27 protein-coding genes are annotated in these 25,611 nt (G+C 40.3%); 14 read left to right on the forward strand and 13 right to left on the reverse strand.

Features of this window, described 5'->3' with window-relative positions; genetic code table 11:
- Positions 1 to 5: 5 nt before the first annotated feature.
- Entirely contained in the window at positions 6 to 2,156 is a 2,151-nt protein-coding gene (locus OA84_RS05060) for an endonuclease MutS2 (protein WP_039345712.1), read from the reverse strand.
- 123 nt (positions 2,157 to 2,279) lie between these two features.
- Between OA84_RS05060 and OA84_RS05065 the strand changes: the two genes are divergently transcribed.
- Complete coding sequence (locus OA84_RS05065) at positions 2,280 to 2,921, forward strand: uracil-DNA glycosylase (RefSeq protein ID WP_039343372.1); 642 nt, start codon at positions 2,280 to 2,282, stop codon at positions 2,919 to 2,921.
- 20 nt (positions 2,922 to 2,941) lie between these two features.
- On the opposite strand, the gene OA84_RS11185 is transcribed toward OA84_RS05065, so the two are convergent.
- The gene (locus tag OA84_RS11185; RefSeq protein ID WP_052252125.1) at positions 2,942 to 3,490 is read right to left on the reverse strand and encodes a hypothetical protein; all 549 of its coding nucleotides are present in this window, start codon (positions 3,488 to 3,490) and stop codon (positions 2,942 to 2,944) included.
- A gap of 4 nt (positions 3,491 to 3,494) precedes the next feature.
- Positions 3,495 to 3,986 (reverse strand): DUF456 domain-containing protein, encoded by a 492-nt coding sequence (locus OA84_RS05075; RefSeq protein WP_039343375.1) that lies wholly within the window; start codon positions 3,984 to 3,986, stop codon positions 3,495 to 3,497.
- Positions 3,987 to 4,055: 69 nt separating this feature from the next.
- On the opposite strand from OA84_RS05075, the gene OA84_RS05080 reads away from it, so the two are divergent.
- The 6 genes from OA84_RS05080 (at position 4,056) to OA84_RS05105 (ending at position 10,809) form a co-directional block, all read left to right on the forward strand.
- Positions 4,056 to 5,315, forward strand: a complete 1,260-nt coding sequence (locus OA84_RS05080) for a mechanosensitive ion channel family protein (protein WP_039343378.1) — start codon at positions 4,056 to 4,058, stop codon at positions 5,313 to 5,315.
- Positions 5,316 to 5,319: 4 nt separating this feature from the next.
- Entirely contained in the window at positions 5,320 to 6,039 is a 720-nt protein-coding gene (locus OA84_RS05085) for a pyridoxine 5'-phosphate synthase (protein WP_039343381.1), read from the forward strand.
- A gap of 86 nt (positions 6,040 to 6,125) precedes the next feature.
- Positions 6,126 to 6,905: an alpha/beta fold hydrolase gene (locus OA84_RS05090; RefSeq protein WP_039343383.1), complete on the forward strand. Its 780-nt coding sequence runs from the start codon at positions 6,126 to 6,128 to the stop codon at positions 6,903 to 6,905.
- A gap of 39 nt (positions 6,906 to 6,944) precedes the next feature.
- The gene (locus OA84_RS05095; RefSeq protein ID WP_039343386.1) at positions 6,945 to 7,955 is read left to right on the forward strand and encodes an NAD-dependent epimerase/dehydratase family protein; all 1,011 of its coding nucleotides are present in this window, start codon (positions 6,945 to 6,947) and stop codon (positions 7,953 to 7,955) included.
- A complete protein-coding gene (locus tag OA84_RS05100; protein WP_039343389.1) occupies positions 7,952 to 9,724 on the forward strand; it encodes an AMP-dependent synthetase/ligase in 1,773 nt (590 codons plus the stop codon). The genes OA84_RS05095 and OA84_RS05100 overlap by 4 nt, the downstream gene beginning before the upstream one ends.
- A gap of 32 nt (positions 9,725 to 9,756) precedes the next feature.
- Positions 9,757 to 10,809 carry a diphosphomevalonate/mevalonate 3,5-bisphosphate decarboxylase family protein gene (locus tag OA84_RS05105; protein ID WP_039343392.1) on the forward strand — a complete coding sequence of 351 codons (1,053 nt, stop codon included), beginning with the start codon at positions 9,757 to 9,759 and terminating at the stop codon, positions 10,807 to 10,809.
- Positions 10,810 to 10,815: 6 nt separating this feature from the next.
- Here the strand turns inward: OA84_RS05105 and OA84_RS05110 are convergent, their stop codons facing one another.
- The 9 genes from OA84_RS05110 to OA84_RS05155 form a co-directional block, all read right to left on the reverse strand.
- Complete coding sequence (locus OA84_RS05110) at positions 10,816 to 10,944, reverse strand: hypothetical protein (protein ID WP_316930473.1); 129 nt, start codon at positions 10,942 to 10,944, stop codon at positions 10,816 to 10,818.
- A 75-nt stretch (positions 10,945 to 11,019) separates the two neighbouring features.
- Entirely contained in the window at positions 11,020 to 11,616 is a 597-nt protein-coding gene (locus OA84_RS05115; protein WP_039343398.1) for a MarC family protein, read from the reverse strand.
- A gap of 43 nt (positions 11,617 to 11,659) precedes the next feature.
- Positions 11,660 to 13,396 carry a BatD family protein gene (locus tag OA84_RS05120; RefSeq protein WP_039343401.1) on the reverse strand — a complete coding sequence of 579 codons (1,737 nt, stop codon included), beginning with the start codon at positions 13,394 to 13,396 and terminating at the stop codon, positions 11,660 to 11,662.
- Positions 13,396 to 14,136, reverse strand: a complete 741-nt coding sequence (locus OA84_RS05125) for a tetratricopeptide repeat protein (protein WP_039343404.1) — start codon at positions 14,134 to 14,136, stop codon at positions 13,396 to 13,398. Before OA84_RS05125 ends, OA84_RS05120 begins: the two co-directional genes overlap by 1 nt.
- Before the next feature lie 87 nt (positions 14,137 to 14,223).
- Positions 14,224 to 15,231, reverse strand: a complete 1,008-nt coding sequence (locus tag OA84_RS05130) for a vWA domain-containing protein (protein WP_039343406.1) — start codon at positions 15,229 to 15,231, stop codon at positions 14,224 to 14,226.
- Between the two features lie 319 nt (positions 15,232 to 15,550).
- Positions 15,551 to 16,555 (reverse strand): vWA domain-containing protein, encoded by a 1,005-nt coding sequence (locus tag OA84_RS05140; protein ID WP_039343412.1) that lies wholly within the window; start codon positions 16,553 to 16,555, stop codon positions 15,551 to 15,553.
- Between the two features lie 10 nt (positions 16,556 to 16,565).
- Positions 16,566 to 17,465 (reverse strand): BatD family protein, encoded by a 900-nt coding sequence (locus tag OA84_RS05145; RefSeq protein ID WP_052252126.1) that lies wholly within the window; start codon positions 17,463 to 17,465, stop codon positions 16,566 to 16,568.
- Positions 17,466 to 18,329, reverse strand: a complete 864-nt coding sequence (locus OA84_RS05150; protein WP_039343416.1) for a DUF58 domain-containing protein — start codon at positions 18,327 to 18,329, stop codon at positions 17,466 to 17,468.
- A 72-nt stretch (positions 18,330 to 18,401) separates the two neighbouring features.
- Positions 18,402 to 19,406, reverse strand: coding sequence for an AAA family ATPase (locus tag OA84_RS05155; RefSeq protein ID WP_039343418.1), 1,005 nt, complete (start codon positions 19,404 to 19,406; stop codon positions 18,402 to 18,404).
- A gap of 263 nt (positions 19,407 to 19,669) precedes the next feature.
- Between OA84_RS05155 and OA84_RS05160 the strand changes: the two genes are divergently transcribed.
- The 4 genes from OA84_RS05160 to OA84_RS05175 all read left to right on the forward strand — a co-directional run bounded on the left by OA84_RS05160 (position 19,670) and on the right by OA84_RS05175 (position 22,020).
- Positions 19,670 to 20,140 (forward strand): DinB family protein, encoded by a 471-nt coding sequence (locus OA84_RS05160; RefSeq protein ID WP_039343421.1) that lies wholly within the window; start codon positions 19,670 to 19,672, stop codon positions 20,138 to 20,140.
- A gap of 59 nt (positions 20,141 to 20,199) precedes the next feature.
- Positions 20,200 to 20,943, forward strand: coding sequence for a 23S rRNA (guanosine(2251)-2'-O)-methyltransferase RlmB (rlmB, locus tag OA84_RS05165; RefSeq protein WP_039343422.1), 744 nt, complete (start codon positions 20,200 to 20,202; stop codon positions 20,941 to 20,943).
- A gap of 84 nt (positions 20,944 to 21,027) precedes the next feature.
- On the forward strand, positions 21,028 to 21,477 hold the full coding sequence (locus OA84_RS05170; protein ID WP_039343425.1) for a hypothetical protein: 450 nt from the start codon (positions 21,028 to 21,030) through the stop codon (positions 21,475 to 21,477).
- Between the two features lie 18 nt (positions 21,478 to 21,495).
- Positions 21,496 to 22,020, forward strand: coding sequence for a nitroreductase family protein (locus OA84_RS05175; RefSeq protein ID WP_039343427.1), 525 nt, complete (start codon positions 21,496 to 21,498; stop codon positions 22,018 to 22,020).
- A 70-nt stretch (positions 22,021 to 22,090) separates the two neighbouring features.
- On the opposite strand, the gene hemB is transcribed toward OA84_RS05175, so the two are convergent.
- Positions 22,091 to 23,083 carry a porphobilinogen synthase gene (gene hemB, locus OA84_RS05180; RefSeq protein WP_039343430.1) on the reverse strand — a complete coding sequence of 331 codons (993 nt, stop codon included), beginning with the start codon at positions 23,081 to 23,083 and terminating at the stop codon, positions 22,091 to 22,093.
- A 122-nt stretch (positions 23,084 to 23,205) separates the two neighbouring features.
- Here hemB and OA84_RS05185 point away from each other — a divergent pair, with 122 nt between their 5' ends.
- From OA84_RS05185 to trmD, 3 genes are all read left to right on the forward strand, one after another.
- Positions 23,206 to 23,559, forward strand: a complete 354-nt coding sequence (locus OA84_RS05185) for a T9SS type A sorting domain-containing protein (protein ID WP_039343432.1) — start codon at positions 23,206 to 23,208, stop codon at positions 23,557 to 23,559.
- A gap of 85 nt (positions 23,560 to 23,644) precedes the next feature.
- Positions 23,645 to 24,907 carry an NAD(P)/FAD-dependent oxidoreductase gene (locus OA84_RS05190; RefSeq protein WP_039343435.1) on the forward strand — a complete coding sequence of 421 codons (1,263 nt, stop codon included), beginning with the start codon at positions 23,645 to 23,647 and terminating at the stop codon, positions 24,905 to 24,907.
- The gene (trmD, locus tag OA84_RS05195; protein ID WP_039343438.1) at positions 24,904 to 25,581 is read left to right on the forward strand and encodes a tRNA (guanosine(37)-N1)-methyltransferase TrmD; all 678 of its coding nucleotides are present in this window, start codon (positions 24,904 to 24,906) and stop codon (positions 25,579 to 25,581) included. The genes OA84_RS05190 and trmD overlap by 4 nt, the downstream gene beginning before the upstream one ends.
- The last annotated feature ends 30 nt before the right edge of the window (positions 25,582 to 25,611 follow it).

Genomic DNA, 25,611 nt, shown 5'->3' on the forward strand with positions numbered 1-25,611 from the left:
TTTTTTTATATTCTTTCCAGTTCGTCGCCGCTGATCTGGGTTTTAAAAGTTCCGTAATTCACTGAAACCTTACCGTTTTTCTCGATTTTTTCTATTGTGCCGACACTTGTAGAACCCGGAATTCGCACGCGTTGTCCAACTTTCATCCACACCGCGCGCTCTTTTTGGCGTTTATCTTCGAGCTTTTCGGTCGCGGCAACAATTTTTTCCTGTACGTCGGTCTTTTTCAGCTGCTGCGTAATTTTTCGCTTTACAATCTGCAACTTTTTGTTTTCATCTTTGTCAGAACCTAGCTTGCGGAACTTTTCCTGCTCCAGAATTTTCACAAAGTCCGCAACCACCAGTTTCCGAGATTTTCCTTTCACATAAGAATCGATAAAACCTTCGATTTTATTCCCAAACTGCAGTTTTCGGTGCTCATCTTCATAAAGTTTCTGAAAATTATAGAGTTTTTGCTGAAGCTGCTCGTTCAGTTTTTCCAGATTTTCCTTTTTATTTTGAGTAGAATCTCTTTTTTCGGCTAAATCGGTCTTAATTTTTTCAACTTCAAATTTTTCCTGCTGTAATTTTACAATGGTTTTATCCAGGTTTACAATATCGTGTTCCACTTTTTTCTTCGCCGATTCAATGATGAATTTCGGGATTTTATTTTTCTCCGCAACTTCGAAGGTGAAAGAACTTCCGGCTTGGCCAACTTCCAGTTTATAAAGCGGCTCCAGCGAGTTTTCATCAAAAAGCATCGCAGCATTTGTCGCGTGTGGCAAATGTTCGATCACCAATTTGATGTTGGTGTAATGCGTGGTGATGATGGAAAAACTTTTTTTCTCGTAGAAAAATTCCAGAAAACTTTCCGCTAAGGCGCCGCCTAATTCCGGGTCGGAACCGGTTCCGAACTCATCGATGAGCAAAAGCGTTTTCGAATTGGCTTCTTTGATGATTTTCGCCATTTTTTTCAGGCGCGAAGAATACGTGGAAAGATGATTTTCAATGGATTGATTGTCGCCAATATCCGTCATCAGCTTTTCGAAGAAAAACATTTCTGATTTCGGATGAACCGGCACCAGAATTCCGCTCTGAATCATCAGCTGCAATAAACCGACGGTTTTCAGCGTAATGGATTTTCCGCCGGCATTCGGTCCGGAAATACATAAAATCCGGTTTTGTTCGGTTAAAGTTAAGGTTTGCGGAAATATTTTTTTCTTTTCAACTTGGTTTCGGATCAGCAACAAAGGATGGAAAGCATTTACCAAACGCATCGTGCGGTGACGGTTTATTTTTGGTAAAACTCCACCGATTTTCTCCGCGAATTTTGCTTTTGCGCGCGTGAGATCAAGATCGAAAATATAATTTTGATAATCTTCGAGCTGTGGTGCAAATTCTGAAATTTCTGTCGTTAACTTCCGTAAAATTTTATCGACTTCTTTTTTTTCTTCTTCAATATCTTCGCGCAGTTTAAACTGATGTTTTACCACCGATTCCGGCTGAATGTAGGTGATGGAGCCGGTTTTGGAAATTCCCAGAACGCGTCCCGGAACCCGTTTTTTATAACCGGATTTTACCGCCAAAACCCGCTGGTCGTCCATGATGCTTTCGCGGATGTCATCCAGATAATCGGTTGACGAAAGAGCCGTAAGCGCGCGGTTGAAATTTTCCTGAATGGCCTTTCTCGCAGTTGAAATTTCGGCGCGCAAGGTTTTTAAAATTGGCGACGAATCACTTTTCACTTCACCAAAACGGTTGAAAACCTTATCGATTTTTTCGACGATTTCCTTGCGGTATTCTAAATCTTTAACATCATTTTTTAAATGGAAAAAAAGTTGCTCGTAAGCAGGGAAAAATTTCTGCAGCCGCGCAATTTGCTCGGTCAGACTTTTAATTTTTAAAAAAGAGGCGTTTTCGAGCCGAAAATTTTCAATCACCATCAGCTTGAGTTCCGCTTCAATATCTTCATATTCATTGAAAGGGATCGCGTTGTCACTTTCAAAACTGGCGAGATATTCCGCTGTTTTTTTGAGTGAAAGCTCGGCTTCTTCAAGCTCAAAAGGCTTAATCGCTTCAATTCTTTCAGCGATTTTTTTCGAGTACGCAAACGGCGAAATTTCCGCTAAAAGTTCCGGAAATTCTAGTTCGTCTAAATCATCTTTTTGTATATGCACACGCAAATTTAAAGAGATATTTTGATATTGTGCTAATTTTGTAGTTTCGGAGTTGGAAACCAAACGCGCTAAATCATAGATTAGTTTTCAACTTTATTTTTTACCAATCAAAAATACAGCACCATGACCTGGACCGAAGTTCTTGCCCCGATAAAAAATTCCGAATATTTTGAAAGTCTCTGGCAAAATGTGAAAACGGAGTATAATTCTGCCAAAGTTTTTCCGCCAAAAAAAGAGATTTTCCGCGCTTTGGATCTCACACCTTTCGATGAGGTAAGAGTGGTGATTATCGGTCAGGATCCGTATCATAATGATAATCAGGCAAATGGATTGAGTTTTTCAGTTTCCGAAGAAGTTTCGGCACCGCCGTCACTGAAAAATATTTTCACCGAATTGAAGTCAGATCTAGGTATTGAACGACAAAAAACCGATCTCGAAGATTGGGCAAGGCAAGGTGTTTTGCTTTTAAATTCCTCGCTTACAGTGCGTGCGCATTCACCAAATTCACACAAAGATTTGGGTTGGGAAAAGTTCACCAATTTTATCATTAAAGAGATTTCGGAAAAAAAAGAAAACGTGGTTTTTGTTTTGTGGGGCGCTTTTGCGCAGAAAAAAGAGGAATTAATCGATACTTCAAAACATTTTATAATAAAATCTGCGCATCCGTCGCCATTTTCTGTACACCGTGGTTTTTACGGCAGCAAACCTTTTTCGAAAGTTAATAACTATTTAAAATCGAAAAATATCAAGCCAATTTCGTGGTAAGTTATTTTGAAAAATTTGGCCTATTTTGCCCCGATTTTTTCTATTTGAAGTTTAATTTTATAATGACCTTTCAAAGCTTCAAAATTTTTCGCTGAAGTGGTTTTGGGTGAAACTTCAACCAAAGAAATTAGATATCCATTAAATTGTTTTGAATTGGAAAACCCTTTTTTCGCGTCATTTATGGTGCTTAATTCCATTGTAAAAGGGCGGGTATAAATTCCGGTAAGTTCAATTTCAGCTTTTGCATTTCCCTGCCAAATGCATTTTACATCTTTGGGGCAGCGGCTGTCTTCCAGCATTTTTTTAAAGGTGATATTCATTTCAAATTCTTCGAAAAACCGGTTCTCACCTTCATTTAAATAAATAAAAGCGGAATCTTGCACAGCAAATTCTTCAGAAAAATTGGCAGCATTTTCGGCATTTTTTTTCGAATTACCGAACTGCGCCGAATCAGTTTTTAGCTGCTTTTCGACTGGATTTTCTTCATTTTCCGAAGTGGTTTTGGTTTGCTTTTCACAGGTTTGAGCCGACAAAAGCGTCATTAAACCAAAGGCAATTTTGAGGAACATTTCTTTAGTTTTTGTAAATATCAATTACAACTACCAAAAGCATTGCCACGCCAACAATAAAATTGAAACCTGTGCCGTAAATGAACCCGATCAAGGCACCTTTCGTACTGTTAAAAGCTTTCTTTTTGTCTGTAGAATCGTGCAGCAGTTCACCGATAAAAACGCCCAGAAACATTCCGATTAGAAAACCAAACGGGATGGGAATAAAAAACATTCCGACTAAAGTTCCAACAATCGATCCAACGCTGCCCCAACGCGTTCCACCATACTTTCTATTCGTTCGTGCTGGAATTACGTAATTCAAAACCGCGGAAAGCGCTGTAAGCACGACAAAAATCCAGATGTAAACCATGGAAATCGGTGCATCGGTCCCGAATTTATAAATTAATAGTCCGCACAAACTGAGAAAAAGTCCTGGTAAAACCGGTAAAAAAGTTCCAATAATCCCGAGAACCAATAAAATAATACTCACAAGCGTGATTAATGCAGCATCCATGATAACTAAATTTTGTTAAATGTACTTATAAATCAGGGAAAGACAAACGGATTTCTTATTTTTGCTGCAATGAACAAAGAACTGGCGGACACTAAAGACTTTTTGCAGAATATAAGCGACTATATTCATTTTTTTGTACGGGAAAATGTGCCTGATACTTTTGTTTTGCTTTCGCAGATTTTCCTGAAATTTCTCTTTTTTCTCGCCATAATTTATGTGGTTGATTTCCTGATTAAACTGGTCATCAACACCATTTTCAAGCTCTTCTTCGATAAAGAAAAATATCCTGTTTTAAAGTCCATTTATTCCGCGAGAATCACCAATTCCATCGCGCATATTGGCGCTTTGCTCTTTGGCAGTTACGCGCTTTTTTCAATTTTTTATCGTCACCCGAAAAGCCATATTTTTCTGGAAAGACTAATTGGACTTCTGATTGTCATCGTCATCGCGCAACTTTTGCTGCGCAGTGTAACTGCGACCAGGAATTATTTCATTATCAAAAAGGATTATTACAAAATTATTGCCCTCAATGCGGTTTCGCAAACCATTAATATTTTCGGGATTTTCGTATGTTCTGTGATCGCAATTAGTGTCTTGTTCGGCATCAGCGGTTCCGCAATTGTCGGAAGTTTGGGAGCAATTACTGCGGTTTTGGTTTTGGTTTTCCGCGATACTATTTTGGGTTTTGTGACTGGAATTCACGTTGCAACTTCCAAAAATTTAAAAGTCGGTGACTGGATCGGAATTCCAAAGTATAATATGGAAGGAACGATTGTTGACCTTAATCTTTTGACTACGAAAATTGAAAATTTCGACAAAACAATTTCCACCATTCCTACTTATGATTTTTTAACCACGGAAATCAAAAATCTTCAGGTAATGTCGGAAAGCAATACTCGACGAATTAAACGTTCGATTATTTTTAACATCAAATCTTTTAAATTTTTAGATGAAGAAGCGCTTGCGCGGCTTTCAAAAATCAATTTAATAAAAGATTATCTGCATGAAATGTCCGAGGAGATTAAAAAAGAACGAAATCCGCTTGAAAATTCCGACATGCTCATCAACGGGCGACAGCTCACCAACATCGGAGTTTTCCGTGTATATGCTTTAAATTTCCTTAAAAATAATAAAAGAGTTGACCAGAACGGAACCTTAATGGTTCGTCAGCTGGAAAATACGCCACAGGGAATGCCGCTGGAAATTTACTGTTTCACCAACGATTCTGCGTGGGAATCTTACGAAGCGATAATGGCGGATATTTTCGACCATCTGATGGTAGCTTCAAAGGATTTCGATCTCGAAATCATGCAGTTTACAAAAATCTAATTCAATGACAAAACTCAGTGTAAATATCAATAAAATCGCAACGCTCCGAAATGCGCGCGGCGGCGAGTTGCCAAGTGTCACCGAAGCTGCCGTGAAGCTGCAGGAATTCGGTGCGCAGGGAATTACCATTCATCCGCGGCCAGACCAGCGCCACATTACGCGAAAGGATGTTTACGATTTAAAACCATTAGTGCATACCGAATTTAATATTGAAGGAAATCCGCACCGACCGTTCATCGATATGGTTCTGGAAATTAAGCCGGAGCAGGTAACTTTGGTTCCCGATGGTGATGATGCAATTACGTCGAACGCCGGTTGGGATTGCCAAAAACATTTGGGCTTTCTGAAAAATGTGATTGCAGAATTCAAAAAAGCCGGCATCAGAACGTCGGTTTTCCTGGATCCAAATCCGGAAATGGTGAAATTTGCCGCAGAAACGGGAACCGACCGGATTGAACTTTATACCGAAGCTTACGCTAAAAATTATAAGGCAAATAAAGAAGACGCGATAAAATCTTACATTGAAACCGCCGTTGAAGCTGAAAAATTTGGACTTGGAATAAATGCGGGCCACGATTTAAGCTTAGAAAATTTGAAATTTTTTGCCCAAAATGTGCCGAATTTATTGGAGGTTTCCATCGGGCATGCGCTCATTTCCGAAGCACTTTATATGGGCTTGGAAAATACCGTTCAGGCTTATCTGAAAAGACTTGCGCGTTGGTAATTCAGAAAAAAAGGTCGTTTTAAGCCGGAATTTTTATCGGTGCTAAACATCAATATTTAACGTAATTTTGAACTATATAATTTTTCATGGAAATTCTACACTCAAAAATTTATGGACAGGAAAAAGCCGGAATTCCGCTTCTGGTTTTTCACGGTTTGTTCGGAATGCTGGATAACTGGGGAAGTTTTGGTAAGGAAATGGGCGAATTTCTCCCGGTTCATCTGCTGGATTTGCGCAACCACGGAAAAAGTTTTCATTCACCGCAAATGTCACACGACGATTTAGCGCACGACATCTTGCATTATATGGAATTTCACGGCCTCGAAAAAATCAACCTTTTGGGACATTCGCTCGGTGGAAAAGCGGTAATGCAGTTTGCTATTAAATATCCGGTGAAAGTTAATAAATTAATCGTGGTAGATATTTCGCCAAAAGCATATCCGCCGCATCATCAGGGTATTTTAAAGGCGCTGGAAAGTGTAGATTTCTCCACCGCGACATCAAGACAGCAGGTTGAAGACGTGCTTTCGCAATATATTCCGGAAAAATCGGTCATTTTATTTTTAACCAAAAACCTTTACTGGACTGATGATAAAAAACTGGACTGGCGTTTTAATTTAAAAACCCTGTCTGAAAAATATGAGGAATTTGTTTCGAATGCGATAAAATTCGGTGTTTTCAGCGGCGATACTTTATTTATTTCCGGCGAAAAATCACAGTATATTTTGCCGCAGGATGAATTTCAAATCAAACAGCAGTTCCCTAATTCCAGCGTGGCAACCATTAAAAACGCGGGTCATTGGGTACAGGCAGAAAACCCCACTGACTTTAACGAAGTGGTGAAAAAGTTCCTGCTAAAAGCCTGAATTTTTCCAAATTTCTGAATCAACTTCTTTAATTAAAATATGGTTTTAGTCACAGGCGCAACAGGAATTCTCGGCCGCGTTATCGTTTTAGATTTGCTGAAGCGCGGTAAGAAGGTGCGCGCAACCAAACGTCAAACCAGTGATTTAAAGGAAGTTGAAAAATCTTACCGTTTTTACACAAAACAACCAAAAGAATATTTCGACAAGATCGAATGGCTGGATGTTGATTTCGAAGATATTTTTTCTCTTCAGCAAGCACTTATTGGCATTACCGAGGTTTACCACTGTGCCGCGAAAGTCAGTTTTCATCCGAAAGACCGCCGCGCGATGTATCACACCAATATTGCCGGCACCAGAAATTTACTTTTCGCGATTGAAACTTCTACGGTGAAAAAGTTGTGCTTCGTAAGTTCAACCGCCGTATTAGATGGCGTAAATGAAAAAGGTGAAGTCACCGAAGATGCCAACTACAATCCGAAAGTGGATCATTCACCATATGCACGTTCTAAACATTTTTCCGAAATGGAAGTCTGGCGAGCTTCTGCGGAAGGTTTAAACACCATAATTCTCAATCCGGGCGTCATTATCGGCACTGGAAACTGGGAAGCGAGCAGTGGTGAAATGTTCAGCGCCTTGGCAAAATATCCGTATGCGATGAGCGGAAGTTCCGCATATGTTGATGTTCGCGATGTTGCGGAAATTGCTGTGAAACTGATGGAAAAAGAAATTTTCGACGAAAGATTTATCGTAATTTCTTCCACCGAAAGGCTTTTGCAAGTTTCGAATTTTGTACGCCAGAAACTCGGGAAATCAAAAGCGAAACTTTTGCCGGAATTTATCCTGAAACTCGGCTATTTTTTGAACATTATTTTAGGTTGGCTTTTCCCGAAACTGCGTATGCTTAATAAAGTGAATTTAGAAACCGTAACTTCACATCACCTCATTTCAAACAAAAAAATAAAGAAAAAACTCGATTACGAATTCATTCCCGTGTTCGAAAGTCTTGATTTTCACCTTCAAAATTATATCTCTGATCACCCTTCATTATGAACATTGCAGAATTTTTAAACTCAAATAGCGAAAAATACCCTACAAAATCCGCAATCGGCTTTAAGAAAAAAGATAAGTGGATGGAAATTTCCTGGCCGGTTTTCCGCCGTTCCGTTTTTAAAACAGGGAATGCTTTGCTGGACGCCGGAATTGCAGAGGGGGACCGTGTCGCCATTTACTCTGATAATTCGGCGGAATGGATCACTTTTGACCTTGCTATTTTATCCATTGGCGCTATCACAGTGCCGATTTATTCCACCAACAACAAAGAGCAGGCGAAATATATTTTAGATGAATCGGAATGCAAAATAATTTTGGTAGGAAATCAGGAGCAGTACGATGCAGCTTTTGAAATTTTAGAAAATAGCCGCTTTTTGCAGCAAATAATTGTGGCGAAAAAATCCATCTGGATTAAAAAAGAAGCCAGCCAGTATCTGGAAGATTTCATTAAAAAAAGTACGGACGAGCTTGAAATTTCACCGAAAAATAATGAAGATTTAGCCACCATAATTTACACTTCCGGCACCACCGGCGTTCCGAAAGGCGTGATGATTACGCACGGAAATTTTCACCAGTCTGTTGAAGCGCATTTCGATTTTTTTAAATTTAAAAATTTCGAAAATGAAACTTCGCTTGCTTTTTTACCGCTAACTCATATTTTTGAGCGTAGCTGGACTTTGCTCGCATTATCAGGCGGTGCAAAGGTTTATTTCCTGGAAAATACCAAATTAATCGCCAGTGCATTATCGGAAATAAAACCAACAATTATGTGTGCCGTGCCGCGGTTTTACCAAAAAATTTACGCCGGCGTCCACGAAATGGCAAATTCCAGTTCGGCGACGAAAAAGAAGATTTTCAACTGGGCGTTGGAAACCGGAAGTCAGGTTGCAGAGCTGAAAAGATTAGATCAGAATATTCCGCTTTCGCTTCAAATAAAAAATTCGCTAGCCGGAATGCTGGTTTTTAATAAAATTAAAAACAAAATGGGCGGAAACCTTTGGTTTATGCCTTGTGGTGGCGCTTCTGTTTCGCCTGAAGTTACGCGCTTTTTCGATGCGATCGGCATTCACATCACCGTTGGTTATGGACTCACCGAAACTACGGCCACTTTGACGGCTTTTCCGTTTAAACATTACGTTCACGGTTCCGCTGGAATTCCGCTGGGCGACACTAAAATTAAAATTGGTGAAAACGATGAAATTTTAGCAAAAGGCAGCGGAATAATGAAAGGTTATTATAAAAAACCCCAGGAAACAGCAGAAGTCTTCAACGAAGACGGCTGGTTCCGAACAGGTGACGCAGGAAAATTTGACGAAGCCGGAAATCTGTATATTACGGATCGGATCAAAGATTTAATGAAAACTTCGAACGGAAAATATGTCGCGCCGCAGCCGATTGAAAATCTGCTTTCAAACAACAACTACATCAACCAGGTAATGGTGATTGCGGAAGGAAAACCGTACGTTACGGCGATGATTATCCCGAATTTTGAAGCTTTAAAAAACCAGCTTTCGAAAATGAATATTCCGTTCACGACCTGGAAAGAAATTGTAAATCTTGAAAAAATTAAGGAGTTTTACAGCCAAAAAATTGAAGAGATTCAGCAGAATTTATCAGGTTTTGAAAAAATCAAAAAATTCGTTTTAATGCCGTCAGAATTTGAGATTACGACGGGCGAAATTACACCGACGCTAAAAGTGAAGCGAAATGTTGTGATGCAGAAATATGCAGATTTAGTAGATAAAATGTATAATTCTTCGGCACATTAAGGCCTTTTTTTTAAAATGTTAAAACGCAAAAAATGAGTGAATTTACCGGTAAAAAATCTTTTGAAATCAGTAACCAAAAAGTTACCGAAAGTTGCCCATCCAATATTGCTTTAATTAAATATTGGGGCAAATACGAAAACCAGATTCCGGCAAATCCGAGCATCAGCTACACTTTGAAATTGTGTAAGACCAATACACAAATGCAATTTTTTGCGAACGAAAAATTTTCGGTTCAAACTTTTCTTTCCGGAAAAGAAGAGCCAAAATTCGCGGAGAAAATCGAGAATTATTTTAAAAAAATCGAGGAATATTTACCCTGGATTTTAAAAGGGAAATACATCATTAAAACTGAAAATACTTTCCCGCACAGCTCCGGGATTGCAAGTTCGGCTTCGGGTTTTGGAGCTATTGCGAAATGTCTGTTGCGTTTGGATGATTCCTTTTCCGGTTGTAATGACCCGAAATTCTCCTTGAAAAAAGCCAGTTTTTTAGCAAGACTTGGCAGTGGAAGTGCGTGCCGAAGTCTTTATAATGGTTTGGTGGTTTGGGGCGAAACTCAGGAAGTACCCGGGAGTTCGGACTTGTTTGCGACTCCATATCCAAGTGAAGAAATTCACGAGGTTTTCCGCAGTTTTAATGATTGGGTTTTGCTCATTCACGAAGGTGAAAAATCTGTGAGCTCCAGTGTTGGTCACGGTTTGATGAATACCAATCCGTACGCGGAAAGACGTTTTCAGGAAGCGCACGAAAATTTTTCAAAACTGAAAAATATCCTCAAATCAGGCGATATAAATAGTTTCATTAAACTGGTGGAACACGAAGCGCTGACACTTCACGCCATGATGATGGTGAGCGATCCGGCCTTTATTTTAATGAAAACCGGAACTTTAGCTGTTATCAATAAAATCTGGGATTTCCGGAAAAAAACTGGTTTACCGCTCTTTTTCACACTCGACGCCGGCGCCAATGTTCACCTTTTGTTTCCGGCAAACGAGAAAGAGGATTTAATCCAGGAATTTATTATTAAAGAACTCTTGCAACACACGCAAAACAACGGTGTTGTAAAAGATGTGATGAAATTTTAGCAGTAATTATTTTTTCTGCGCCAAACGGCTCATCGTGTGAAGAACGTAGATCACGATAATTCCCAGAATAGCCGCAGATATAGAAAGGATGAATTTTGAATTTTCTTCATGCCAGAAACCAAGATTCCATTCCATTCTGTAAAGGTTGAAACCTATAAAAATTACAAAAAGCGCTAAGAATATTTTATAAAAGAGTTGCATTTTTCCTGATTAAAATTTAACGTACGTCGAAAAAAGTTGGGCGAAATTTGCGGTAAATAATTTTATGGAAATTGCCAGCAAAATAATACCGAAAACCTTCTGTAAAACCTGCAAAGTACCATCTCCCAATTTGTTTTCGAGCCAGTTTGCTGATTTCAGCACCAAATATACGAAAATTGTGTTGAGAATGATGCCTGCGATAATGTTGATATCGTGATACTCCGCGCGAAGTGAAAGCGTTGTTGTTAATGTTCCGGCGCCCGCAATCAAGGGAAATGCGATGGGCACAATCGAAGCAGATTTTGACTCCGCATTTTTCTGGATTTCAATTCCTAAAATCATTTCAATTGCGATGATAAAAATGACGAAAGCACCTGCGATCGCGAAGGAATTCACGTCAACACCGATTAGTTTTAAAATATTATTCCCGATAAACAGAAACGCGATCATCAGTATTCCGGCAACGATCGTTGCACGTTCCGCTTCGATTTTACCGAATTTCTTTTTCAAACCCACGATGATGGGTATAGAACCAACAATATCAATGACCGCAAAAAGAATCATGGTCGCGGTAAGCGTTTCTTTCACAGAGAAAAATTCAAACATTTTCTGGACTTATTAATTTCGCAAAAATATAAAAAATAAATGATTATTTGTTAATGTCTGAAAATATTGTTTTGATGGCTTCAAACAACTCCTGAATTTCTTCGTCTGAATGAATTGGTGAATATTTCTCCATCTGAATACGCTCTGAAAGATTGCGGTATTTTTCCGTAAAATACGGACCTTTCGCTGCTTCCAGCTGACTTCTGAAAGCTTTGTCGTCGGTTACACCATAAATCGCCATTGCCTCGCGTAACAGCTCTTCGTAGGTTGAAAAGAAGGTTGAATAATCTTTGCGATCTTTTAGAATTTTTAAATATTGTATATTTTCTTCGAGGTGATTGACCATTTTTTTTCGAATCAGCTCTTCGGTTTCAGCAATCGAAGAAATTGGCTGTAAAATGGGTGTTTTTTTCAGTTTCTTCTTTTCGTTTTTTCTGATGACAAGGAAAAACAGCATGGCGAAAGTGCTGAGCAAAGCCAGGTTGCCGGCAACAATTTTCCAGTTGATATTTTCTTTCTCTTGAACCTTTAAATGTTTGGTCTGCAAAACCGGTGTGTTTACCGTTTCCAAGACATTGTTCGTGTAATCATTTACTTTTTCTAAAGTAGATTTCGCTTCCGCAATTTGCTGCGGCGTTTTAACATCAAGTTCGAGTTGCTGAACGCCCAAATCGGTGTAGGTTTGAAGCGCAGGATCGAAGAATGAAAAATCTTCAAATTTTACCCGTATTAAGCCGGTTTTTTTCGGAACTACCACATATTCGGAACTTACAAAACCGGTAAGACCTTTTTCTTTTGCAGATGATTGCACGGTGATTTTCGGTTCGTAGAAGATATAATCCGGTGACTGCTCCAGTTTCGGCAAAACCAATGATTCTATATTTCCTTTTCCGGAAACTTTCAAAACAATATTGAGTGGTTTATCGATTTCTAAAAGCTGGTCACCATTTTTTCTGCTGAGTTCAACGGCAAATTTCCCGACGGCGTTTTTATAGGTTTCCGGCATTCCCGCAGGAAGTTTTTTCACCTTAATTTTCACCGGATTTGATGAAATTGTTACCGGTGTAGATTTTGGGGAAAAAGAGGCCGAAATAGGCATAATTTCTACCGCGCCGGCTTCTTTCGGGAAAATCATAAATACGCCGATTACCTGTGAGGCAATACCTTCGCGTGATTCAATCTCCGATTTTGCAAATGAAACTGGTTTGATGTTCATATTTCTTTGCGAACTCGGGAGTATTCTGCCGACTTTCCGGAAGTTATTGTAATTTCGGCTGTATGCGCGCAATACCGCGGTTACCGGTTGGTTTTTATAAACTTCTTTATCCTGAACTTCAAGGTTAAGGTAAAGATCATCACTATCGTTATTGTCCGCGACAGTCTGGCTGCGTTCGCTATCTTTTACGGTAACATCGAAAGGTTCGGTTTTGTAAATCTTTCCGTTTACCGTTACGAGTACGGAACCGATTTTCACTTTACCGGCATGCTTTGGCGCCAAAACCCACTGATAAACCAGCTGATCGATGATGGTCCCTTTCTGACGGTCAAGTTCAATGATATTGCGTTCCGAGGCGCTGCCGATGATGTCAAATTTCGAAAGATCGGGCGCCTGCAGCGGAGTTTCCTGCTCCATATTTTCACCACTGATTTCCAAAAGCACCGTCAGCTTGAAACGCTGATTCACTTTCAGGTCTTTCACTTCCGAAATCGCCAGTTTTACCTGACCATAGCCAAGTACCGCGAGAAAGAGAAATAATATGTGGGGGATTTTTTTATGCATTACCAATCCTTCTCATTGCTTTGCGGCATCGAATAGGAGTTTTTATTTAGGATTCTTTTGGCGGTTTCACGTTCTTTGTTGCCAACGCGGTTTAGAATTGCGTCTTCTAAATCTTTCGGCATTTTACCAGAGTTTTCGCCTTTTCCTTTGTTTTCATCTTTTCCGTCGCCTTCACCTTTTCCTTGCTGGCCGGCACCTTCCTGTTTCTCTGGCTGATCGCCTTTTTCGTTACCCTTGTTTTGATCTTTATTTTTGTCGTCACCGCCGCCACCGGATTGGTTTTTCTGATTTTTTTGCTGCTGCTTTTCCTTTTCTTTCAGCATTGCAATTTCATAATTCTTCCGGATGGTTTCATTGTAAGGATCCTGTTTCAGGGATTGTTTGTAGAGTTCCGCAGCTTTTTTGGTGTTGTCCTGCTGCATATAACTGTTGCCAAGATTGTACAGCGCCGCGCTTTTATCGGGTAAAGTGGTAGCTAATTTTTCTGCTTTTTCAAACTCTGCCTGCGCTTCTTCGTACATTTTTCTTTTGTACAAAGCGTTGCCCAGGTTATAATGAGCGGTAAATTCTTTTTCATTAAGTTTTGCAGCCTCCATGTACTTGCTGGACGCCGATTCATAATTTTGTTGGTCAAATTCCTGATTACCCTTGTATACGAGCGTATTGTAGTTTTCCTGTGCTGAAAGAAAGACCGCGCCGAACGTAAACAAAAGGAGTGCAAAAAGTAAATTTAAATTCATCACTGCAAAAATATTCCTTTATATGTTAAAGTGCACGAGACGAATTGTTAAATTTGGGTTAAATAATGAGAAATCAAGGTGTTTCACCTAAATATTAAATTCGCCGCGCGGATTGAAAAGAAATATCAGCAGAAAAAAGAAGACTGAAACGGCCAGAAAATATTGGTAATAATGAGTGGCGTTATTCGATTTTACAAAGCTTTCAGATGAGTTTGCAGAAGCCTTCAAACCATCGATGATTTGCGACGTTGCGCTTTCCAGATTATTACCATCAACGTAAGTACCGCCGGTGGATTCAGCAATATTTTTCAGGGCTAAAGTCTGCCTTTTTGAAATCACGGTTTGTCCCGTAATATCTGTTTTATAGCCCATGAGCTGCCCGAAAACATATTCCGGAATTGGTGCGCCTTCTTCAGAACCAATCCCTACAGTGATTACCGAAATTCCTTCATTTCTTGCCAGTTTAACGGCGGATTTTTCATTTCCTTCATTGTCTTCACCATCGCTTAAAAGGATGACTTTGCGTGCGCCGGGCGGAATATTTTTAAATTTTTCAACCACGCGCTGCATTCCCTGCAAAAAATCGGTGCCCTGGGTTTTGATGATGCTGGTTTCCACACCGCCCAGATAGGTTTCTACTGCGGTAAAATCGGTGGTTAAAGGCATAATAGAAGTAGCATCGCCCGCAAAAACCACAATACCAACTTTGTCGTTGGTCATTTTATTCATCGTGTTTACGATGATGTTTTTTGCTTCTTCGAGGCGGTTCGGCGCGATATCCTGCGCGTTCATGGAATTGGAAACATCGAGCATAAAAATGACGTTATTCATTTTCTGTTTGCTTTTCACTTCCTCGGAACCGCTTAAAACATCCACGATGGAGATGATGAGGAAAAGTGTCCCCAGCAGATAAAAGATGGGCAACCACTTTGAAAAAGTGTTTTTTTTGGTAAAAAGTTCCTGCTGAAAACGTGCGTCCGCAAAAACTGCTTTGCGGCGGTTTTTCCATTTTACGTACTGAAACATAATGATTCCCAGCAGCGGCAAAAGCAACAGCAAAAGTAAATACCAGTTATTTCCTAAAGTCCAGTTCATTTAAGTATTTCGCAATAAAAAGCTTTTTCTAAAATGAAAAAATAAGCCGTTTGAAGGGCGAATTTTTGATGTTTTTATTTAAGTTGAAAAATACGCCGTTTTATGGCTGAATTTTCAGATTTTTCTAAAATTAAAAAATATGCCTTTTTAGGGGCGAATTTTGGTTTTGGTTAAAGTCAAAAAAAATGCCGAAAGAACGGTAAATTTTTCTTCTAGCCCCGATTGCAGCGGCATCCCCGCCGCGGCGGGATATAGCGGAAAGCGGGTTGAAATCTTCGGGAGATGCGAAAACTGTCTTGCTCCTAAAAATTACCATCTTTCAGCTTAAAAATTTATAAAAAACCCAACGCATCAGCGCGTCCAAAACCAGCGTCGCCAAAGCGATCCAAAGGAAAATGCGGAAATATTCCTGATAATTGTAGAGTTTCGTCATCTTCAAATCGGATTTTTCCAGCTGATTGATTTCGTCATACACCTCCTCCAAACTTTGGTTGGACGTCGCACGGAAATATTTTCCGCCCGTTGTTTGGGCAATTTCGCGCAAAACCGGTTCATCAATTTTCACTTCTTCTTCGGTAAAAACCAGGTCGCCGAAAATATCATGTCGTGTCGGCATCAGCGCGTAACCGTTGGTTCCAATTCCGATTGAATACACCTTGATGTCGTTGCTTCGCGCAAGCTCCGAGCCAACTTGCGTAGGCATTGCATTTTCGATGGTGTTCACGCCATCTGTCATCAAAATAATAATTTTCGACTTTGCTTTGCTGTCTTTCAGGTGGCTGACGGCAACCGAAAGTCCTTCACCAATTGCTGTTCCGGGCTGAAGTTCCAGCGGATTCAGCTGGTCCAGTTCGTCCATCACTACGGCATGGTCCGAAGTTACGGGAACTTTGGTGAACGCCTCGCCGGAATAAATCACCAAACCAATGCGGTCGCCCGGTCTTTGGGTTACAAATTTTTTCGCAATTTTCTGCAGCGCGGTGAGACGGTCCGGTTCCAGATCTTTAGCCAGCATGCTCAGCGAAACGTCTACAGAAAGCATGATGTCAATTCCCTGACTTTCGTCCTGATTTTGCGAAATGGTGAAGGAGCGCGGCCGCGCCAAAGCGATAATTAGTGCAGAAAGAATGATGTATTTCGAGATTTTCAGCAGAAATAAAACGAACAAAATTCCCTTGTTTTCCTGCATATTTTCTGTGGACGGAACCGTGATTCCTGTTAGTGCTTTTTTGCGCCAATCCCGCAGAAAAAGTGGAATGAAAACCGCAAAAAGCAGTAAAAACCACGGGCTGTAAAATTCGAAATTCAGGAAATCAAAAGTCATAATTTTTTATTTACACGCCATTTCGCAGTTGCTCGGTTTCTAAATCTTTGGTTGAAGTTTTCACAAAATTTCGTAAACGGTCAAAGTCTTCCTGCATATCTTTCTGGTCCGGGAAAATTTTTGCAAATTTCACCAAATCACCGCGTAAAAAAATGTCTTCCACGATTTTTTCGTTTTCCGGGGAAATGGCATTATTCACTTTCAGCACGTCGATCAGATCATCGGTTAACAGAACATCCGCCGGAATTTTATATTGTTTGGTAATGAAATTCCGCGAAATATCCAGCAATTCCACGTAGAAAAGCCGGTAATTTCCTGTTTCTATGTAGTTTTTTCTCTTCAGCTGGTCCAGCTGTTTGAGAGTTTGGTTGGTCATCACCGCGGGTGAAGATTTTTGCCTCTTCGCGTATTTTACAATCTGATAAATTACAAAAATCAAAGCCAGAAGAATGAGCGCGCCTAAAATATACCATTTGTAAAGTTCCCAGTAATCACGGACATCCAGTTTGACTTCTTTGTTCTTCATGATGTCGTTAATGACATCGCCTTTCTGCGCGGTGTTTACGACCTCAACTTCATACGGAATGGTGTGGTATAATTTGCCTCCAATTTTAAAATCCAGCGCGGGAATGGTGAATTTTCCTTCTTCGAAAACGGCAAATTCAATAATTCGGTCGTAAGTTTCAACTTTTTTATCAATGCTGTCTTTAATTTCTTCAAAGTGAAAAGGCAGCAACTCATTTTGTGGCGCCGCCTGCACGTCTTTTGCCTGTAAATCGCTAATCTGAATGCGCAAAATTCCAGGTTCGCCCAAAGCCAGCGTTTGCTTGTCAAGCTTGGAGCTGAGTGTTTGTGAAAAGGTAAAAACACTGCTAAAAATAAAGAGAAGGATTTGTAAATTTTTCAAAATCTATCTTTTTCTAAAATATTGGTACAGCGATTTCGCGTAATCGTCGCCGGTATTGATGTTGAGTAAAGCTGCGGAAGAACTTTCGAAATCTTCAGTGAGCTGATTTAATTTTTGCTTCTGCTTTTCCGCAAATTCGTATCGCCAACGCGCGCTGGAAGTATTTGCCCAAATTTGTTGGCCTGTTTCGGCATTTTTAAAAAGCGCATAACCTACATCCGGAATTTCCACGTCTTTAGAATCGAAAACGCGCAAGCCCAAAAGCTGATGTTTTCTAGCTGCTACACGAAGCATTTTTAAATCATAAGCATCTTCAAAATCTGAAAAAAGAAAAATTAAGGATCTTTTTTTGAAAATCGTCATCATGTATTCCAGCGCAGATTCCAGTTTAGCTGCAGCGGGCACATAATCTACGCTCAGCAAAGTACTGATAATCGCCAGAATATGTTTCCGGCCTTTTTGCGGCGGAATCACTTTGTACACTTTGTCGGCATACAAAATTAGACCGACTTTATCGTTATTTCCGGCGGCTGAAAAACCCACGCTTGCGGCAATTTCTGCTACAAATTCCTTCTTAAGCTGTGTTTGCGTTCCGTAATCCATCGAAGCGGAAATATCCACCAAAAGCATCATCGTCAACTCGCGTTCTTCTTCCATCACTTTGACGAAAGGTTCGCGGAAGCGCGCAGTTTTATTCCAGTCGATGCGGCGGATTTCGTCACCAAACTGGTATGGCCGGACTTCTGAAAACGTCATTCCCTGACCTTTAAACGCGCTGTGGTATTGACCCATCAAAGTAGCCTCGGACTTTTTCTTCGTCCGGATTTCGATCTGTTTTACTTTTTTGATGATGTCTTTAATTTCCATTGCAGTGGTGCGGAAGTAATTTTGAAATTTTTTGCCGTTTTAAGGGGAAATTTTTTTGTTTTAATTTGAATTTTACGGTGCCTGAATTTTTCCGAGTATTTTATCGATAATTTGGTCGGAATTAATTTCTTCGGCTTCCGCCTCAAAACTTAAACCGATACGGTGACGCAAAACGTCTTTCGCGATTTCTTTCACATCTTCCGGAATTACAAAAGCGCGATTTTTCAAAAATGCCATGGCACGCGCTGCAATTGATAGATTGATGGAAGCCCGCGGTGAGGCACCGAAACTGATATAATTTTTCAAATCTCCGAGACCGTATTTATCCGGGAAGCGTGTGGCGAAAACCATATCGAGAATATATTTTTCTATTTTTTCATCCAGGTAAATCTGGTTGATGAGTTTTTTTGCTTCGGTGATATGGTCCAAAGAAATTACGGGAGTTATGACGGGCTGATGAGAACTTGCCACCATTTTCATAATTTGTCTTTCTGCTTCGAAATCCGGATAAGTGATGGTGCATTTCAGCATAAACCGGTCGCTTTGGGCTTCCGGTAAAAGATAAGTTCCTTCCTGATCAATCGGGTTTTGTGTAGCTAGAACCAGAAATGGTTTTGGTAAAGGCATGGTTTCATCACCGATGGTTACCTGCTTTTCTTGCATGGCTTCTAACAGCGCCGACTGTACTTTTGAAGGCGCACGGTTAATCTCATCGGCCAACACGAAATTTGCAAAAATTGGACCTTTTTTGACGGAAAAATCGTTGTCTTTAATACTGTAAATCATCGTTCCCACTACATCCGCGGGCAAAAGATCCGGCGTGAACTGAATGCGGGAAAAATTTCCGTGTACCGCATCGGACAAAGTTTTAATCGCTAAAGTTTTCGCGAGTCCCGGAACACCTTCAAGCAAAACGTGGCCGTTGCCCAGAAGACCGATCAGAAGGCGATCTACCATATATTCCTGTCCGATAATTGCTTTGTTGATTTCCTGCCTTAAAAGCGAAAAAAAGTAATTTTGTTCTCTTACTTTTTCTGTTAACAATCTGATATCTTCTGCTTGAGTGAGTTCTGACATAGAGGTGTGCGGTTTAAAGTGTAAATTTCCAATATTTACGCACACCAATCAACACAATTAATGCCAACGAAGCGTTAAAGTTTGTTAATGTTCCCTGCCAAAGCGACTTACAATAATTTTTCAGATTTTGAATTCACCAAAAATTTGCCCGTTTAGCGGCAAATAAATTTGATTTTGATAGAAGGTAACAAGGTTTAATGCGCCGAAAGTCTTGTCATTTTCAGTTAATTACTCTATTTTTGAGATTCTAAACAATTGCACAAATGAATTACCATTTTCAGGCACACCGGCAAGTTCGCTTGAATCTGCTGGAAATCCTGCGCGAAACTTCGCAGCGGGATCTGGTGCTGATCCCGGACGGTTTTAATAATAACATTTACTGGAACATCGCGCACGTGGTAGCTACGCAGCAGCTGCTGTGCTATTATCTGAGCGGAAATCCTTTCCGGATTGATAAATACTGGATTGAAACCTACAAAAAAGGAACTTTACCCAACCTCAACGTTCAACAATCGGAAGTTGATGATTTGGCGTATTTGCTGACGGAAACATCGAAAATTTTAATTAAAGATTACGACGCGGATTTCTTTTCGGATTATACGCCGTACACGACGAGTTTTGGTCTGGATCTGAAAAATATTCAGGATGCGATTATTTTTAATAATATGCACGAAAGCCAGCATCTGGGCTATGTAATGGCGCAAAAACGCGCGATAATAGGAGAACAGTTTTAGATTCGTAAATTTGCCGCAGTAAAAAGCAAAAAAATGCCTTTTCAGCAACGAAAGAATAAATGAAAGAAGATTTTATATTTGGCCTGCGACCGGTCATTGAAGCGATTGAAGCAGGAAAAACAGTAGATAAAGTATTTTTGCAAAATGCTTTGCAAGGTCCTATTTATGCGGAATTGAAAGCCTTGCTCACGAAGCATAAAATTCGCCCGAACTATGTTCCGGTTGAAAAATTAAACCGTTTTACCCGGAAAAATCATCAGGGTGTGGTGGCTTTTATTTCTGATGTGCCATTTCATTCCATTGAAAATGTTTTACCTGAAATTTTTGAGGCCGGAAAGACTCCTTTTTTGCTGATTCTTGATCGGCTGACTGATGTTAGAAACTTTGGTGCAATTTGTCGGACTGCTGAATGTGCAGGCGTAGACGCGGTAATTATTCCTGAAAAGGGTGGTGCGCCGCTAAATTCGGACGCGATAAAAACTTCAGCGGGAGCAATTTATAACCTTAAAATTTGTAAGGAAAAAAATCTGGCGCATGCGGTGGATTTTTTACAGCAATCTGGAGTGCAGGTTTTTTCTGCGACCGAAAAAGCGCAAAAGTTGATTTATGATGTAGATTTTACGCAACCTTGCGCGCTGGTGATGGGGAACGAAGAAACCGGTATTTCAAAAGAAGTTTTACACCATTCCAATGAAAAAATTAAACTTCCAATAGCTGGTAAAACGCAGTCGCTTAACGTTTCAGTGGCGTGTGGTGCTATTTTATATGAAGCTTTACGCCAGAAAATGACTTCCGGACTTTAGCGAACACCTTTAAAATTTTAGGCTTTAAATTTGCAAACAGCTTTACTGAAAACAATTGTTATCTTTAATTGAAAAGGAAGCGGTATGCAGAAAAATACCTTGATAAAAAGTGACGTTCGCAGTCACATTCAAAATATAATTATTCAGAAAATCGAGAAGCTCGAGCGATTTATGGAATTTACTCTGGAAGCGAGCCGCGAGATAAAAAAAACTCCGAAATACGATTCGATACGCGAGGAAATGCAGGAGGAGATTTACCAGATGCAAAAGCAAATGGCTTCGCTGAACCATCTTCGGCGAAATCTCGGAAAAGTGCTGAACACACCAACCGAGCGCGTTCAGGTTGGTTCCATAATTTTCACCAACAAAGCGCGGTTTTATATTTCGGTGTCGCTGGGTGAATTCTTTTTTGAAGGCGACCGCTTTTATGCGATCTCTGAAGAAAGCCCGATGGCGAAAACAATGTTTGGAAAAAAGCCGGGCGATGAATTTGTCTTAAATAATATTAGCCAGGTCATCGAACAGATCTGGTAAAAATTTCCCCCTCTTTACATGAAAAATTCCGAAATTCTAAAAACCCTCATTGAAAGCCGAAAAAGCACATTTCCAAAATCTTACGCTGGTGGCAACATCGAAAAAAATGTTCTGGAGGAAATTGTAAGCTCGGCGAAATTTGCACCCAGCCACAAGCGCACAAAACCAGGACGTTTTAAAGTTTTTGAAGGTGAAGAAAAATTGGAACTCGGAAGAAAAATGGCTGCTATTTACAAGGAAATTACACCTGAAAACCTGTTTTTGGAAAAAAAATATAATGACATCAGCCTGAAAAGTGAGCAGGCAAGTGCAATTGTAGTCATTAATGCAAATTTCAGCGGCTTGGTTCCGGAATGGGAAGAAGTTGCTTCTGTAGCGATGGGTGTGCAAAATATGTATTTAACCGCAACAGCGCACGGAATCGCCTGTTATTGGAGTACACCGAAAATGATCAATTATCTTTCGGATTTCCTTTCCTTAGAAGACAATCAAAAATGTTTGGGATTGTTTAATTTAGGAAATTTGGCTGAAATAGCGGAATAAAATTGCTTTAAAATTGACATTATAAAAAAAAGAGCCTTAAAAAGCTCTTTTTTTTTGTTTTTTCAGTCTTTTAACTATTTAAAAGAATTGCCGCTTCTTTGGCTGCGTAGGTGAAAATCATATCGGCGCCGGCCCGTTTAATGCAGGTTAAGCTTTCAATAATTGCTTTGTCATTATCCAGCCAGCCGTTTTGTGCGGCTGCTTTTAACATTGCGTATTCGCCGCTCACATTGTACACCGCAATTGGCAGATCGATCATGTCGCGAACTTTTGAAACAATGTCTAAATATGGTATTCCCGGTTTAATCATAATGATATCAGCACCTTCGGCAACGTCTTTCAGAACTTCATCTAAAGCTTCACGAGAATTGTGGAAATCCATCTGATAGGTTTTTTTATCTTTTGGAATATCCTGATTTTCTTTCGGAGCAGAATCCAGCGCAGTGCGGAAAGGTCCGTAAAAAGAGCTCGCGTATTTCGCCGCATAGCTTAAAATTCCGACATCGGTGAAACCGTTTTCTTCAAGTCCCTGGCGGATTGCTGCAACACGTCCGTCCATCATATCACTGGGTGCCATAATATCAGCGCCGGCTTCGGCAAGAGAAACAGACATTTTTACTAGTGCCTCGTTGGTTGCATCGTTATCGATTTTTCCGTTGTTGATAATTCCGTCGTGACCATACATCGAATAAGGATCCAGCGCCACATCGGGCATAATGACCATTTCCGGCACGGCATCTTTAATGGCTTTAATGGTATTTTGCATCAAACCGTTTTTGTTCCAGGCTTCTTTTCCGGTATTGTCCTTTAAATCTTCTGAAACTTTCATATAGAGATTCACCCCTTTAATACCTAAAGAAAAAAGTTCGCGGCATTCCTGAACGGTAAGATCAATTGAGCGGCGGAAAATTCCGGGCATTGCGGAAATGGGTTCCTGTTTTTGTGAACCTTCCATTACGAAAATGGGCATCACGAAATCATTTGTTGTGAGAACAGTTTCCTGAACAAGAGCGCGCAAAGCGGGAGTGGTACGGAGTCTTCTGTTTCTGGAGTTGATTATCATAAGGTTGGAATAATAATTGATTTATCGCTTGCAAATTTAACTATAGTTTGCTGAAAATGTGTAGATTTATAAGTTGAATTTCATACTTTTGTATAATAATTAGGTTAAAAAAGAAATAATAGGTGAAAAAATTTTTATATTTTGTAATGTTTATCGGCGTTTTAGCAGTAGGTACAAATTCAGTATTTGCGCAGTCTGCTGACCGAAGCCTGGCGACACATCAGAAGAACGATGAAGGAGTTTTGGTAGTATATCCAAATCCGGCGCGTGATTTTTTGATGGTGAAAACCAATGACACTTCCCTTCAGATAAAAACGGTAACCTTTTATTCTATTTTAGGAATGCAGGTAGCAGAATTTCAGGTGAACAAAAATTCCGAAGAAATCCGGCTGGACCGTTTGCGTCCCGGAAAATATCTGATGAGATACCTTTTAAGCGACAATACGCAAAAAGTGATGCAAATCGTAAAACAATAAAATCATAACCTTGAAATATTTTTCAAGGTTTTTTTTATCTAGTTTAAAGCCGTTTTTCGGGCTTAATTTTCCTATTTTTGTAATAATGGAAGCACGAGAAAAAATAGTGATTGTCGGCGGTGGCTTTGCGGGACTGCAGTTGGCCAGAACTTTAAATAATAAAAGAAAAAAAGTGATGGTCATCGATAAGGTGAACCATCATATGTTTCAGCCGCTATTTTATCAGGTTGCGTGCGGGCGGATTGAACCCAGCAATATTTCTTTCCCTTTCCGGAAAATTTTTCAGCGCTCCCATAATATTCAGTATCGGCTTGCAGATGTACAGCAGATTATTCCCGAACAGAATAAAATCATTACTGCAGATTCCGAATTTACTTACGATAAACTCGTGCTTGCCACCGGCTGTAAAACCAATTATTTCGGAAACAAAAAGATGGAAAAGCTTACGTTTGGGATGAAAACCACTCAGGAAGCGATTTCTATCAGAAATCATGTGCTTCTGACCTTCGAGAAACTCATCAGCGAACGCCGGCGAACCGATGACGGAAACTGGAATATCGTTATTGTGGGCAGCGGACCAACAGGTGTAGAGCTTGCCGGAGCTTTTGCAGAAATGAAGAAAGATATTCTGCCGCGCGATTATCCGCATATGAATTTCAACGATTTGAAAATCATTCTCATCAGTTCTACTGAAACTCCTTTGCAAACGATGAGCGAGGAAGCCCAGCAAAAAGCCGATGAATATCTGAAAGAACTTGGTGTAATTTTTATGCGCGACGAAATGGTTACTGATTATAACGGTGATTTCGTTTCAACAGAAAGCGGCAAAACCATTCCCGCCAATAACGTCATCTGGGCGGCCGGAGTTACCGGAAATATTATTGCCGGCATTAATCCTGAAAATATCATCAGAAACCGTTTTGTAACCGACCGCTATAACCGTGTGAAAGGTTATGACAATATTTTTGCAATAGGAGACATCGCCCATATGGAAACGCCAAAATACCCTGCGGCGCATCCACAGGTGGCCAATGTGGCCATTAACCAGGGGAAAAACCTGGGACGGAATATTTTGAAAAAAAACCTCAAAGAGTGGGAAGAATTTGAGTATATCGACCGCGGCAGCATGGCAACGATCGGGAAGCATCGCGCCGTTGTAGATTTACCGAATCTTAAATTTCAAGGCCTTTTAGCCTGGTATTTCTGGATGTTTTTGCACTTGATGCTCATTTTGAGTGTTCGCAACAAAGTCGCCATATTTTTAAACTGGATGTGGAGCTATTTAAACAAAGATTCCTCATTGCGACTCATCATTATTCCAACCAAAAAGAACAATACCGAACAATGAGAATAGATATTGTAAGCGTATTGCCGGAGCTGATGCAAAGTCCCTTTGAAACTTCCATCCTGAAACGCGCTGTAGACAAAGGATTGGTAGAAGTACATTTTCATCATTTGCGGGAATGGGGAATTGGAAAACATCGGCAGATTGATGATGAACCGTACGGCGGTGGTGCCGGAATGGTGATGCTGATTGAACCATTGGATGCCTGCTTATCCGAATTAAAATCTCAGCGTGACTACGATGAGGTGATTTATCTGACGCCGGACGGCGAAACTTTAACGCAAAGAATTGCAAATACGTTATCGATTCAGAAAAACCTGATTTTTCTGTGTGGTCATTACAAAGGAATTGATCAGCGCGTGCGCGAACTGCATATCACCAAAGAAATTTCCATTGGCGATTTCGTGCTTACCGGCGGCGAACTGGCAGCGTGCGTGCTTGCTGATTCAGTAATTCGTCTTTTACCTGGAGTTTTAAATGATGAACAATCTGCCCTTACCGACAGTTTTCAGGACGGTTTACTTTCACCACCGATTTACACCCGGCCTGCGGAATACAAAGGTTTAAAAGTGCCCGAAATTTTGCTGAGCGGAAATTCAAAAAAAATTGAAGACTGGCACTACGAAGAAGCATTGAGAATTACCCGCGAAAAACGCCCGGATCTTTTAGGCGAATAAGCAGTTCACATTTTCGAGTTTTTTGCCCTT

Source organism: Kaistella solincola, assembly GCF_000812875.1.
GTDB classification, from domain to species: domain Bacteria; phylum Bacteroidota; class Bacteroidia; order Flavobacteriales; family Weeksellaceae; genus Kaistella; species Kaistella solincola.